Consider the following 13609-nt stretch of genomic DNA (forward strand, 5'->3'; position numbering starts at 1 on the left):
CCTACTCTTCCCCACTGTAGACGAACGGGAACAGGAACAGCCCCGCGCCGGCGAACAGGCAGTCGAAGGCGAAGATGAGCCCGAGCCAGTTGCGGTAGTCGCCGGGCTCCTCCACGGAAAAACAGAAGCCGAACAGGGTGATGCCCGCCAGCAGCACCGGCAGCAGCAGCGGAAAGACGATGACCGAGAGCAGCGACTCGCGCGCGGCCTGGCCCTGGGAGAGCGCGCCGAGCAGCGCGCCGATGACCACCAGCCCCACGTCCGCGCCCAGGAGCGTGACCGCGAGCAGCCAGACCGGGCCGTTCACCGTCTGGCCCAGGAAGGCCACGGTGGCCGGGAGAAACACGAGCTGGGAAACCAGAAGCAGGGCCAGCCCGGCCGCGCCCTTGCCGATCCAGACGCAGTGCACGGGCGCGGGCGACGAAAGGATGCCGATGCGCGCGCCGTTGGCCTCCTCGATGGCGAAGAGGTCGTTGAAGACCAGCACCAGCCCGAAGGCCGAGGCGAGCCAGAAGATGGCCCCGGCGGCCTGGCCGGAGATCTGTCCGCCCAGCGGCCGGGAGAGCGAAAAGAGAAAGATGAGCAGCAGGCCCAGGAGCATGGCCTGGACCAATCCCTGCCCGCCCGAAACCGAGAGTCGCAGGTCCTTGGCGGCGACGGCGGCGGCGCGCTTCAGCATGCGCCCTCCTCGTCCAGGGTTTTCAGGTAGCCCTCGGAAGGGCCGAAATATTGCACTTTCTGGCCGCCCAGGGCCAGGACCGTGTCGGCCAGGGCCGCGTCCTCGGCCACGTGGTGGCTGATCCAGACCACGCCCGTGCCCCGCTCGCGGAACCCGGCGATCTCGCGCCGCAGGGTGGCCAGTGAGCGCGGGTCCAGCCCGGTGCCCGGCTCGTCCAGGAAGATGAGCTCGGGCGCGACCAGGTAGATGCGGGCCAGGTTCAGCCGCTGTGCCATGCCGCGCGAAAACGAGCCCGCCTTTTCCTCGGCCGCCTTTTCCAGCCCCACGCGGGCCAGCAGTGCCGAAATCTCGGCCTCCGACGGCGAAAGGCCGTACATGGTGGCCCAGAAGCGCAGGTTGGCCCGGGCCGAGAGGCCGGGATAGAGGAAGGTCGCGTGGCCGAGATAGGCGGCGCGCTCGGGCTCCACGTGCAGCTCCACCTCGCCCGCCGACGGCCGGGAAAGCCCGGCCATGATGCGCATGAGCGTGGACTTGCCCGCGCCGTTGTGCCCGGCCACCAGCAGGATCTCGCCCGGGCCGACGGAGCAGGAGACCTCCTTGAAGACGAGCTTCTGGCCATAGAACTTGGCCGCCCGCCTCACGGTCAGGAGCGCGTCTCCCGCCATCTACTTCTCCTCGCCGGGACGGCGCAGGCGGGTCATGGCCAGGAACGGCATCAGGCACATGATGGTGCCGCCGATCCACAGCCAGTTGACCAGCGGGTTGACGCTGATCTTGAAGCTGCCCCGGTCGTCCTCGGTGAAGCCGAGCAGCGTGGCGTAGACCTCGTTGCCCAAGCTGAAGATGGTCGAGACCTCGGAGAACTGCTGGCGCTCGAAATTGCGGTAGATGCGCTTGTCCGGCGTCATCATGCCGACGAGTTTGCCTTCCTTCTCCACCTTGAGGGTGGCGGTGGCCCGGGCGCGCAGCTCGGGGGTGGTGTCGTCCAGGCGGTCCACGTAGGTGATGTCGTAGCCCGCCACCCGGGCGGTCTCGCCCCGGCCCAGGACCACTTCGCGCTCTGACTTGTACGGGCCGGAGAAGGCGATGCCCAGGGCGAGGAGCGCCAGGCCGAGGTGGATGCCGTAGACGCCCCAGTTGTGGCGCGCCCGGCGCAGGGGCGGGAAGAGGACGAAGAGCAGGACGATGCTCGCCAGGGCGGCCACCGAGGCGGCGGCGGCCAGGGCGGCCAGCGGCTTGGTCATGCCCGAGGCCAGGAGGACCGCCAGCGCGGCCGCGAGCACCCCGGCCACGCCCAGGAAACCGCGCCGGTCGCGCAGCCCGCCCTTCCACCCCAGCCAGGGGCAGAAGGCGAAGAGGAGCACGAGCACGCTCATGAACGGCAGGCAGACGCGGTTGTAGAAGTTGGCGTCGAGCCCCATGGGATGGTCGGTCCACAGCTTGCTGATGACCGGCCACATGGTGCCCAGGGCGACGACCATGCCGAGCGCGAGCAGGAACCAGGCCGTGATGACCAGCATTCCCTGTCGGCTCAGGAATTCGGACAGGGAGCGGTGGGTGTGCCGCTCGCTCAGGACGGGAACCATGACGATCAGCGCGAGCATGACCGCCTGGCCCCAGAACAGGGGCTGGCTCACGCCCGACTCGCCGAAGGTGTGCAGGGAGTCGATGACGCCCGAGCGGGTCAGGTAGGTGGAGAAGATGCAGAGCAGGAAGGTCAGCCCCATCAGAAAGACGTTGGTGCGCTGCAACGCGTTGCGCCGCGCCTCGATGATGGAGGTGTGCAGCACGGCCGTGCCCGCGAACCAGGGGATGAGCGAGGCGTTCTCCACCGGGTCCCAGGCCCAGTAGCCGCCCCAGCCGAGCTCCATGTAGGACCACCAGCCGCCGAGCACGATGCCGGCGGTCAGGAAGACCCAGGAGAGCAGGTTCCAGTTCCGGCAGGCCTTGACCCACGACTTCTGCTCGCCCGCGATGGACGCGGCCAGGGCGCAGGCCGCCGGGATGGCGTAGCCCGCGAAGCCGAGGAAGAGCAACGGCGGATGGAAGATCATGCCGGGGTTGCGCAGGAGCGGGTTGAGGCCCCGGCCGTCGGTGGGGGGCGGGACCATCTCGATGAAGGGGTTGGACCAGCAGGTCAGCAGGAGCAGGAAGAATCCCTGGATGGCCAGGAAGAACATCCAGAAATAGAGCTTGGTCCGCTCGGAAAGGACCCGGTAGCTCGGGGTGAAGACGAAGACGACGCCGCACGCGGCGATTATCAGCTCCCAGAACAGGAGCGAACCCTCGCGCCCGCCCCAGAAGGCGGTCAGCGTGTAGATGAAGTCCAGGGTGTTGTCCACGTTGTCGTAGACGTACTGGAAGGAGTAGTCGCGGGACATGAGGGCCACGAGCAGGATCAGGGAGGAGAGGACCACGCCTCCGGCCCCGACGATCTGGCCGCGCTCGACCAGGGCGAGCGAGCCGCGGCGGTCGCCCCAGGCCGCGAAACCGGCCCAGCAGGCGAGGAAGAGGAAGGCCAGCAGGGAAAAGAGGAGTCCCACGTAACCGGTCAGATGCATTCAAGTCTCCTTGGCGAAGAAAACGTCCGTTGGTGCGGCGTCATAGCGCACATCGGCGGTGCGCGTCCATGATCCAGATCAAGCGAGGTACGCACGGTCGCGGGCCCCGGCAACCATGTGAACGAAATTTCACATGGCGGCCTGTTGCTTGGCCTGCTCCAGCTCCCGGCTCTTCTCCTCGTACTTGGACGGGCACTTGGTGACCAGGGTCCGGGCCTGGAAGACTTTGCCGTCCGGCGCAAAACGCCCTTCGACGATGACCTCCACGTCCTCCTTGAAGGTGTCGGGCAGCGCCCCCTTGAAGGCCACGCGCAGCCGCTTGTCGTCCTGCATCTTGTCGACGAGGAAGAAGGACGCGCCGAGCTTGCCGTCCACGATGGCCAGGTCGTCTGGCGAGACCTTGCCGAAGAGGCGGGCGTTGCCCATGGCGGCGGGGTCCTGCTCCAGGGCCTTGGAGACATCCAGGAAGTAGACGGTGTCCTCGGTCAGGCCGGAGAATATGAGGTAGCCGAGCCCGCCCAGGAAGAGGACCAGGGCCACGGCGTAGATCGCCTTGTTCTTGCTTTTCGCCATTCGTATCCCTTGGGCGCCGCTATGCGCCCGGTTTCGTTTCACTGTCGCCCGAGAGGCTGCGGATCAGCTCGTCTCGCTGCTGGCGGGCCAGTTCGCGCATGTCCGCCACCTGGTCCGTCTCGTCCACGATCTCGCTGCCCAGGATCTCCTCCAGGACGTCCTCCAGGGTGACCACCCCGGCCACGCCGCCGTACTCGTCGAGCACCACGGCCAGGTGCATCCGGCTGCCCAGGAACTTCACCAGGACCTTGTCCAGGGTCACCGTGGCGATGACGAAGCTCGCGGGCCGCATCAGGTCCGAGAGCAGGAGGCCGTCCCGGTCGTCGGCCAGGGCCTCCAGCACCTCCCGGCGGTAAATCACGCCCACGATGTCCTCGGGGTCGCGGTCGTAGACCGGAATCCGGCTGTGGGGCCAGCTCGGGTGCTGCTCCCGCGCCTCGGCCACGGTCATGGCCGCGGGCAGGGAGAAGACCACCGTGCGCGGGGTCATGATCTCCTCCACCAGCTTGGAGTCAAGCTGGAGGATGTTCCGGATGGACTGCTCCTCATAGGGCTTGATGGACCCCGAGCGCCGGGTCAGGGTGACGATGGCCCGGATGTCGTCCTCCGTATGGGCCGGGCCCTGCTTGCGGCGCGGGTGCACCAGGCGCGACAGCACCCCCATCACTAGGATGAGCGGCTTGAAGACGAACACCATCGCCTTGAGCGGCCTGGCCAGCGGCGGCGCGATCCGGGTGTTGTACACCACGCCCACGGTCTTTGGCAGAATCTCCGTGAAGATGAGAATAATTACTGTGAAGCACAAAGTAAAGAGCCAGAGCGTCTCCGTGCCATAAAGATTGGCCCAGGCCCAGCCCGCCACGGACGCGCCCGCGGTGTGGGCGCAGGTGTTCAGGGTCAGGATGGCGGTGATGGGTTCGTCCACATTGGCCCTGAGCGACTGGAGAATCTTCGCCGACTTGCGGCCGGAGAGCAGGAGTTTTTCGATGTCCGCCCAGCTCATGGAGTAGAGCGCGGCCTCCGCCACCGAACAGAACATGGAGACAAAAACGGCCACGCTGACCGAAATGATGAGTTCAAGCATCTTGGTTGCCGATTCCTCGCTCAGTCCGGTTCGCGCCGGAGTCTGAATCTTGCGATGTTAGCAGATGCGAACAGGCCGCGCAACCACAAGCGCCTTGACTTCCACGGGGATTGGGGCGAGTGGGAGGCATGGTTTCCGGCGCATCCCTCCCGGCGGTGGTCTACCGCCTCGGCCACCTGGGCGACGTGGCCCTGCTGACCGGCGTCCTCGCCCACTGGCGGGAGACGCGCGGCCTCTCCTTCGTTGTGGCCACCCGCGCGGCCAACGCCCCCCTGCTGGCGGGCCATCCTGCCGTGGCCGACGTGGTCGCCCTGGACGACGCCGCGCTCAAGGGCTCGGCCTGGCTCCGGGAGGCCCGGCGGCTGGCCGCCCTCTACCGGGGCAGCCCGCTCATCGACCTGCACTCCACCCTGCGCTCGCGGGTCCTCTCCCTGGTCTGGCGCGGCAAGGTCCGCCGCTACCCGAAATTCGCCCTGACCCGCCGCCTCTATGCACGGACACGCGCGGACCGGTTCCGGACCGCGCTCGAAGCCCTCAACGTGCCCCAGCGCTACGCCCTGGCCCTGGACGAAACCCCGCCCGCGCCGGGCGACGTGGTCCCGCGCCTGTTCCTCTCCCCGGACGAACAGGCCGCCGCAAAGACCCGGCTGGCCCCGCTCACGGGCGAGCGCCCGCTGGTCGCCCTGCACCCCTACGCCACCCATCCGGCCAAGCAATGGCCGCGCAGCTACTGGCTGGGCCTGACCGCCCTGCTGGCCAGCGAGGGCACGGACTGGATCGTGGTCGGCCGCGACGCCGAGCCTCTCCTGCCCGGCCACGAGCACGATCTGACCAACGCCACGGACCTGCGCGAGACCTGCGCCGTCATCCAGCGGGCGGACCTGCTGGTCACCTCGGACTCCGGGCCCATGCACCTGGGCACGGGCGCGGGCACGCCGGTCGTCGGCCTGTTCGGCCCCACGGCCAGATCATGGGGCTTCTTTCCCTCGGGCCCGAGGGACAGGGTGCTGGAGCTGGACATGGCCTGCCGCCCCTGCTCGCTGCACGGCGGCCGCCCCTGCGGGACCGGCCACCGCTGCATGACGGGGATGACGCCCGAGACGGTCATGGCGGCCGTGCGCGGGGCGCTCTCGCCGGATCGCGCCTGATCCGGCCTTCTCAATAAATTTCTCTCTTCTAGCCCCGCTTTCCCCAGTGCGCCTCCAGCTCGGCGGCGTGCTCCTCCAGGTACGCCTCCACGGCGGGCGGCACCAGAAAGCGGATGGACCTTCCCTCGCGCCAGCGGCGGCGGATGTGGCCGCCCTTGATGTCCAGCCGGGGCACGTCCAGGAGCCTGAGCGAATGCCCCTCGGGGAAGAACCAGACGCCCTCGCCGTCCGCCTCGGCGTCGGGCCAGCGGGAGCCGATGAACTCGGCCACCTGGGCGGACGCCTCCCAGCGGTTGACCACGGCCAGGGAGGCCATGGCCGGAATCTCCAGCCCGCGCCGCCACTTGTCGAGCTCCAGGAAGGTGGACGCGCCGAGCAGGAACCAGATTTCGGACTCGGGCCGCTCGGTGCGGTAGCAATGCAGGGTGTCGCAAGTGAAGGACGGGCCGGGCCGCTCGCCCTCCAGCGGATTGCTCCCCAGGCCGGGCACGCCCTCGATGGCCCGGTTGACCAGGTCGAGGCGCGTCTCGAAAGGCAGCATGTCCGCGCCCTCCTTGTGCGGCGGCCGCTTGGCCGGGACCAGCTCCACCCGGTCCAGGGCGAGGCGCTCGCGCACCTCCAGCGCCATGCGCAGATGGCCGATGTGCACGGGATTGAAACTGCCGCCCAGAATACCGATCTTCACCGCAAGTCCTCCCTGTCCGGTTGATTGCTTCGCGTTCCTTTCCTATGGCACAGGCCGGGCCCGGCGTCAAAGCGTCGGGGCCCGCCTTTCTCCCGTCAGATCATGTACTTGAGGTAATATCCGCAGGTCGGATAGGCCCAGACCGCGTTGCGCAGGCCCGAGAGCGGGATACCCTGCCGAATGGCCAGGCCGAAGAGGTTGACCATCTCCTCGGCGTTGTGGCCCAGGATGTGCGCGCCGAGGACGCGGTCGTTCTTCGCGTCCACGAGCACGCGGGCCCGGCCGTGGGTCTCGCCCAGCCGCTTCCAGGGAAAGGACGCGGCTAGGTCGGTCTCGCGGACCTCGAAGTCGAGCCCCTGTTCGCGGGCCTCTTCCTCCAGGAGCCCCACCCCGGCCAGGGGCGGCAGGGTGAAGCAGCAGCTCGGGATGCCCGCATAGTCCACCTCGGCCGACCCGCACTCGATGATGTTGGCGGCGGCCGCAGCGCCCTGGATGGTGGCCACCGGGGTCAGGGCCGCGCCCTGGTCCGCCACGTCGCCCACGGCGTAGATGGCCGGGTTGGAGACCGAGCGCATCCGGCTGTCCACCTTGATGCCCCGCCGGTCCACGGCCACCCCGGCGGCGTCGAGGTTCAGCCCGTCCAGGGCCGGGCGGCGTCCCGTGCAGTTGAATACCGCGTCCGCCTCCAGGGCCTCGTCCCCGTCCTTTCCGATAAAGACGCGGTGCCCTTCGCCGAACCGCTCCACATGATGCACCGGCGAGTCCAGCCGGACGTCGACGCCCGCCTGTCGGGAGGCATCCACCAGGTCGGCCGCGAGGAGCGGGTCGAAGCGCCGGAGCACCCGGTCCGAGCGGTTGAGCAGGGTCACCTCGGCCCCGGCCTGGCGGGCCAGGTGGGCGAACTCCATTGCTATGAACCCGCCGCCGATGAAGATGATGCGCCGGGGCAATTCGGGCAGGTCCAGAAAGTCGTCGCTGGTCGGCAGCCCCTTGCCGCCCGGCGCGGGCAGGTCGGCCGGGACCAGGCCGACGCAGACGCAGATGTTGTCGGCGCGCAGGGTCTCGCCGCCCACCTCCACCCGGTCCGGCCCGGTGAAGCGCGCCGCGCCCCGCCGGGTGTCGATGCCCATGTCCGCATAGGCCTTGCGGGCCCGTTCGGGCACGGGGTCCACGAAGGACTGCTTGAAGCGCATCAGGGCGGGCCAGTCCACCACGGGTTTGGCCGAGATGCCGCGCCCCACGAGCCCTCCGGCCATGTGGACGGCCTCGGCCGCGCCCATGAGGACCTTCTTGGGATTGCAGCCCCGGAGCGGGCAGACTCCGCCGTAGCCGTCGCGTTCGATCATGGCGACCCTGCGCCCGGCCTTGGCCAGCGGCTCGGCGACGCCGCCCCCGGCGGGTCCCGCGCCGATGATGATGGCATCATATTCCTTCATGGCGTTCCTCGCTTGGCTGAGGTTTCGGATTCAGCCTAGCGCAGAATCGAAACGGTTGTCAGCAGGAAAGGGAAAAAGTCGATTGCGGGGACGGCATCGACTTTTGCGGGGAGAGCGCCAAGCGGTTTGGCTGTCACGACAGCGGCAAGCAAATGGCGCAGCAATACTATCGTACCGAACGGCACTTGGTGCTCAACAGCACGAATAGGAAAAGGATACTTCAGATTGTCTTGATTCGGGGCCACATAGGAAAAGCCCGATCATCCGCAACGGAAGAAACCCAAGAAAATCGTCCGGGACCGTAGTTCCTTCCAGTAAATCCGTTCAAGCCCAGCCCTGTGTTCCGGCGCTTGGCAGCCGACCAGGCGGGTAAGGCGGCTCTATGCGGCCACCGGGACGGTTGGGTGCAGTCTACGAATGTTGGTGGAGGAACGGCTTGTAGCTTTTCCGAGAGATGGAGCCGTCCCGCTTGGATCGGATGCTTGGCGACGCAACATCGAAGGCGGCCAAGTTACCCGCAAGGGCACTTTTTGCTCTTGAAAAAAGAAGCGCCGCCCGCACAGGGCAATCAAAAAGCTTGGAGGGGGAAGCGAACGCTTCCCCCGGCTCTGGCCGGACTTCCAGGCTCCCGCTTGCCTTTCCTTCCTCCCTCCCCATTCCCCTTTCATCAAAATAAGAAAGCCGCCCAAAAGGCGGCCTTCCTCATTTCCCGAAAGGGCAAACCCGGCCGGAGGCCGTTTACTCTCGCACCTGCCCCTCGCCGAGCAACACGAACTTCGCGCTGGTCAGCTCCTTTATCCCCATGGGGCCATACGCGTGCAGCTTCGACGTCGAGATGCCGATCTCGGCCCCCAACCCAAGCTGCGCGCCGTCATTGAACCGCGTGGTCGCATTCGCCACCACCAGGGAGGCGTCCACCTCGCGGACGAACCGCATGCAGTGCGCATAGTCCTCGCTCAGGATCGCCTCGGTATGGTTGGACCCGTGCTCGGCGATGAAATCCATGGCCTCGTCCAGCGAATCCACGATCCGGACGGCCAGGACCATGTCCAGGAACTCGAAACCCCAATCGCCGGGCGCGGCGGGCTCGGCCGCGTCGCCCAGCAGGGGGAGCGAGCGCGGGCACGCCTTGAAGCGCACGTTCTTGGGGGCCAGGGCGGCGGCCACCTTGGGCAGCAGCACCTCGGCCACGCCCGCATGGACCAGCAGGCACTCCAGGGCGTTGCAGCCGCTGGGGTACTGGGTCTTGGCGTTGTCGATGATGGGCACGGCCTTGACGATGTCGCAGGAGGCATCGGCGAAGATGTGGCAGACGCCCTTGAAATGCTTGAGCACCGGCATGGTCGCCTGTTCGGTGACGGCGCGGATCAGCCCCTCGCCGCCGCGCGGGATTACCACGTCGATGTAGTCGCTCAGCTTGAGAAGCTCGGCCACGGCCTCGCGGTCCGTGGTGGGCGGCACCTGGACCGCGTCGGCGGGCAGGCCCGCCTTGTCCAGGGCGCGGTGCATGAGGTCCGCCAGGCAGCGGTTGGAATGGAAGGCCTCGGACCCGCCGCGCAGGATGACGGCGTTGCCCGCCTTGAGGCAGAGGATGCCCGCGTCCACCGTGGCGTTGGGCCGGGATTCGTAGATCATGGCCACCACGCCCAGCGGGATGCGCATCCGCCCGACCAGCATGCCGTTGGGCCGCTTGGTCATGGACTCGATCTCGCCCACGGGGTCGGCCATGGCCGCAACGTCGCGGCAGCCCTGGACCATGTTGCCCAGGACCTTGTCCGTGATGGTCAGCCGCTGCACCCGCGCCTTGTCCAGGCCGCGCTTTTCGGCCGCGTCCAGGTCCAGCCGGTTGGCCTCGGCGATGGCGTCGCGCTCCGCCTCCAGCAGGTCGGCCAGGGTCAGCAGCGCGTCGCGCTTGGCGCCGCCCGAGGCGGAGGCCAGCTTCCGGGCCGCCCGCTTCGCCCGCTTGCCCATGTCCACCATCTGTTCCCGCACGTCCATGACGACTCCTTATGGTTCATCGGCGCGCAGCCGAATTTTGTTCTTTTTTCAGCAGAGGGAAGAGCTAACCCGCGCCGGGGGGAAAAGTCAAACCGTCCGGGCGCGCATCTTCTTCACTTTTCGCGCCTTGCCCCCGTCCGTTTTACGCATTTTGTCATTTCTGCACAATGACCCTTTCCGCCAAGGGGCGGATTTGTCCAAAACGAGCCGCCCCGCCAAAATAGCCTTTGACCTTTTTTACAATTTTGCTTATCAAGCGCTTTGCGTTGCCGGGCCCCGCTTTCCGGGCGTTCCGGCGAGAGACACATCCTTAATGGAGGACATGACTAGCAATGGCCCAGACCAATCCCACTGAGAACAACCCGATCGGGGAATTCGAATCCCGCGTCCCCGATTCCATGCACCCCGCCCTCGAAACGGCCTACAAATACCGCAAGTCCATCGCCCTGGGCGTGGGCGCCATCCTCGTCTGCACCCTGGCCTACGTCGGCTGGGGGGCTTACAGCAGCCGCGCCGAGGACAAGGCCCAGGCCGCGCTGGGGGACATTCTCCTCGAAAAGACCGGCCAGGACAGGATCACCGCGCTGGAGGGCCTGCTGGCCTCTGCCCCGGACTCGGTGAAGCCCGCCCTGCTGCTTGAGCTGGCCGAGGCCAGCATGACCGCTGAAGCCTTCGACAAGGCCGCCGGATACTGGGACAGCCTGGCCGGGGAGACCGACGACGACCTCAAGATCGTGGCCCGGATGGGCCGCGCCAAGTGCCTGGTGCTGGCCGGCAAGCCCGCCGACGCCGTAACCATCCTCACGGACCTCCAGGGCACCGTGGGCGAGGAGTACACCGTCCCGGTGAACCGCCAACTGGCCGTGGCCGCCGAAGCCGCGGGCGACAAGGCCCAGGCCCTGGCCGCCTACAAGGTCCTGGCCGAAAAGCAGGTCGCCGACAAGCCCTTCGTCGATTTCAAGATCGCCCAACTGGAAGCCCAATAAGGCTGTTTTAGGAGTATCATCATGGCCAATCCCCTGCTGGCGGATACCCCCGGCGCCACCCACCTCCTGCTCGGCAACGAAGCCATCGTGCGCGGTTGCGTGGAGGCTGGCGTCCAGGTGGTCACCTGCTATCCCGGCACCCCGTCCTCCGAGGTCCCCGACACCTTCTACAAGCTCTCGCCCGAAGGGAAATACTACTTCGAGTATTCCGTCAACGAAAAGGTCGCCCTGGAAGTGGCCGCCGGCGCCACCATGGGCGGCGCCAAGGCCCTGGTGACCATGAAGCACGTCGGCGTCAACGTGGCGGCCGACCCGCTCATGACCCTGTGCTACACCGGCGCGCCCGGCGGCCTGGTCCTGCTTTCGGCCGACGACCCCGGCTGCCACTCCAGCCAGAACGAACAGGACAACCGCATCTACGCCCGCCTGGGCGGCATGCCCGTGCTGGAGCCCGCCACGGCCCAGGAGGCCAAGGACATGGCCCGCGACGGCCTGCTGCTCTCGAAGAAGCACGGCGCGCCGCTTTTGCTGCGCACCACCACGCGGGTCAACCACCTGCGCGGCCCGGTGGAGTTCGGCCCCGCGCCCGATCCGGGCAAGCCCGACGGTTTCACCCGCAGTCCGTCGAAGTTCGTGCCCATCCCCGCCTTCTCCCGGCCCATGCACCTGGCCCTGATCGACCGGCTGGCCGCCCTGAGAGAGGAGGCCGAGCACTCGCCCTACAACACCGTCACCGGCGAGGGCAAGCTCGGCATCGTCTGCTCCGGCATCAGCCGCGCCTACGTGGCCGACGCCCTGGCCGCCTCCGGCCTGGCCGACAAGTGCTCCGTGCTGGAGCTCGGCTTCACCCATCCCCTGCCCGAGACCCTCTGCCTCGACTTCCTGAATGGCGTGGACAAGGTCCTGGTGGTGGAGGAGCTGGAGCCGATCCTGGAGAACGACCTGCGCGTCCTGGCCCAGAAGAACGGGCTCGGCGTGAAGATTTCCGGCAAGGACGCCCTGCCCCGCCACGGCGAGTTCAACATCACCATGGTGGACAACGCCATCCGCGCCGAGCTGGGCGAGGGCCCGGTCCCGGCCTGCGACTGCGAACTGCCCGAGCTGCCGGGCCGTCCGCCGAACCTCTGCGCGGGCTGCCCGCACCGCGGCACCTACTTCGCCGCGCGCAACGTCTTCGGCGACGACGCCATCTACTCGTCCGACATCGGATGCTACACCCTGGGCATCCTGCCGCCGCTCAAGGCCGCCGACTTCCTGGTGTGCATGGGCTCGTCCGTCTCGGCGGGCAGCGGCATGGCCATGGCCACGGGCAAGCCCGTGGTCGCCTTCATCGGCGACTCCACCTTCTTCCACTCCGGCCTGACCGGCGTGGCCAACGCGGTCTTCAACAAGCACAACCTGCTGCTCGTGGTCCTGGACAACCGGACCACGGCCATGACCGGCCACCAGCCGAACCCAGGCGTGGACAAGACGGTCATCGGCGAGAACGACAACCCCCTCTCCATCGAGGCCGCCATCCGCGGCCTGGGCGTCACGGAGATCCGCACGGTCAACCCCTTCAACCAGAAGAAGACCGTCGAGGCCTTCGAGGAGTTGAAGGCGCTCTCCGGCGTGCGCGTGCTCATCGCCAAGGAGCCGTGCCCGCTCTACGCACGCCGGGTCTACAAGAAGGTCGCCCCGCAGGTGGCCTACGTGGCCGAGTCCTGCGTCGGACGGCACGACTGTCTGGAGAAACTTGCCTGCCCCGCCATGTACAGGGACGGCGACAAGGCCGCGATCAACCCGATCCTGTGCAACGGCTGCATGCTCTGTCTGCAGGTCTGCGGCCACATCAAAGCCAAGAAAAGGGGCAGCTAGATGCGTGACGTCACTCCCATCAAGATATTCATGACCGGCGTGGGCGGCCAGGGCACCCTGACCGCCACCACCCTGCTCGCCAAGACCGTGCTGGCCCAGGGGTTGCCCGTGACATCGGGCGAGATTCACGGCATGGCCCAGCGCGGCGGCGTGGTCGAGTCCACCGTGCTCATCGGGTGCAAGTCGCCCAAGATCGGGCACGGCGAGGCGGACATCCTCCTCGGGTTCGAGCCCATGGAAACCCTGCGCGCCCTGCCCTACCTCAAGAAGGGCGGCCTGGTCCTCTCGGCCACCGAGTTCATGCCGCCGCTGGCCGTGGCCATGGGCAAGCAGGCCTGCCCGAGCATCGACGAGGTCAAGGCCCGCGTGGCCGAGTGCACCTCCGAGGCTTACTTCATGGACAGCCAGACCATCGGCATGGAGGCGGGCGCGGTCCAGGCGGGCAACGTGGCCCTGCTGGCCGCCCTGTGCGCCTCCGGCAAGCTGCCCTTCGGCCCCGAGGCCCTGGAGGCCGCCATCAAGGCGAACCTCCCGGCCAAGCTCCAGCCCGTGAACCTCAAAGCCCTGGAACTGGGCGTCAAGGCGCTCTCCTCCTAGGAACC

Annotated in this window: 12 protein-coding genes; 4 read left to right on the forward strand and 8 right to left on the reverse strand. The window is 67.7% G+C overall.

Features of this window, described 5'->3' with window-relative positions; genetic code table 11:
• Nucleotide 1: 1 nt before the first annotated feature.
• The 5 genes from PHP91_RS07520 to PHP91_RS07540 form a co-directional block, all read right to left on the reverse strand.
• The gene (locus PHP91_RS07520; RefSeq protein WP_300139182.1) at nt 2-679 is read right to left on the reverse strand and encodes a heme exporter protein CcmB; all 678 of its coding nucleotides are present in this window, start codon (nt 677-679) and stop codon (nt 2-4) included.
• Nucleotides 673-1344 (reverse strand): heme ABC exporter ATP-binding protein CcmA, encoded by a 672-nt coding sequence (ccmA, locus tag PHP91_RS07525; protein ID WP_300139184.1) that lies wholly within the window; start codon nt 1342-1344, stop codon nt 673-675. Before ccmA ends, PHP91_RS07520 begins: the two co-directional genes overlap by 7 nt.
• A complete protein-coding gene (locus PHP91_RS07530) occupies nt 1345-3240 on the reverse strand; it encodes a cytochrome c-type biogenesis CcmF C-terminal domain-containing protein (RefSeq protein WP_300139186.1) in 1896 nt (631 codons plus the stop codon).
• Between the two features lie 129 nt (nt 3241-3369).
• Nucleotides 3370-3813: a cytochrome c maturation protein CcmE gene (locus PHP91_RS07535; protein ID WP_300139188.1), complete on the reverse strand. Its 444-nt coding sequence runs from the start codon at nt 3811-3813 to the stop codon at nt 3370-3372.
• Between the two features lie 19 nt (nt 3814-3832).
• Nucleotides 3833-4897, reverse strand: coding sequence for a hemolysin family protein (locus PHP91_RS07540; protein ID WP_300139190.1), 1065 nt, complete (start codon nt 4895-4897; stop codon nt 3833-3835).
• A 128-nt stretch (nt 4898-5025) separates the two neighbouring features.
• Between PHP91_RS07540 and PHP91_RS07545 the strand changes: the two genes are divergently transcribed.
• Nucleotides 5026-6045: a glycosyltransferase family 9 protein gene (locus PHP91_RS07545; protein WP_300139192.1), complete on the forward strand. Its 1020-nt coding sequence runs from the start codon at nt 5026-5028 to the stop codon at nt 6043-6045.
• 28 nt (nt 6046-6073) lie between these two features.
• Here the strand turns inward: PHP91_RS07545 and nadD are convergent, their stop codons facing one another.
• From nadD to PHP91_RS07560, 3 genes are all read right to left on the reverse strand, one after another.
• Nucleotides 6074-6730 carry a nicotinate (nicotinamide) nucleotide adenylyltransferase gene (gene nadD / locus PHP91_RS07550; RefSeq protein ID WP_300139193.1) on the reverse strand — a complete coding sequence of 219 codons (657 nt, stop codon included), beginning with the start codon at nt 6728-6730 and terminating at the stop codon, nt 6074-6076.
• Nucleotides 6731-6825: 95 nt separating this feature from the next.
• Nucleotides 6826-8166, reverse strand: coding sequence for an NAD(P)/FAD-dependent oxidoreductase (locus PHP91_RS07555; RefSeq protein WP_300139195.1), 1341 nt, complete (start codon nt 8164-8166; stop codon nt 6826-6828).
• Between the two features lie 738 nt (nt 8167-8904).
• Nucleotides 8905-10164: a glutamate-5-semialdehyde dehydrogenase gene (locus tag PHP91_RS07560; RefSeq protein WP_300139197.1), complete on the reverse strand. Its 1260-nt coding sequence runs from the start codon at nt 10162-10164 to the stop codon at nt 8905-8907.
• A 332-nt stretch (nt 10165-10496) separates the two neighbouring features.
• Here PHP91_RS07560 and PHP91_RS07565 point away from each other — a divergent pair, with 332 nt between their 5' ends.
• From PHP91_RS07565 to PHP91_RS07575, 3 genes are read left to right on the forward strand one after another with little or no spacing between them, the layout of a single operon-like run.
• A complete protein-coding gene (locus PHP91_RS07565) occupies nt 10497-11150 on the forward strand; it encodes a tetratricopeptide repeat protein (RefSeq protein ID WP_300139199.1) in 654 nt (217 codons plus the stop codon).
• A 21-nt stretch (nt 11151-11171) separates the two neighbouring features.
• A complete protein-coding gene (gene iorA / locus PHP91_RS07570; protein ID WP_300139201.1) occupies nt 11172-13007 on the forward strand; it encodes an indolepyruvate ferredoxin oxidoreductase subunit alpha in 1836 nt (611 codons plus the stop codon).
• Nucleotides 13008-13604, forward strand: coding sequence for an indolepyruvate oxidoreductase subunit beta (locus tag PHP91_RS07575; RefSeq protein ID WP_300139203.1), 597 nt, complete (start codon nt 13008-13010; stop codon nt 13602-13604).
• Nucleotides 13605-13609 lie beyond the last annotated feature (5 nt).

It is taken from the genome of Pseudodesulfovibrio sp., assembly GCF_028692895.1.
GTDB lineage: Bacteria > Desulfobacterota > Desulfovibrionia > Desulfovibrionales > Desulfovibrionaceae > Pseudodesulfovibrio.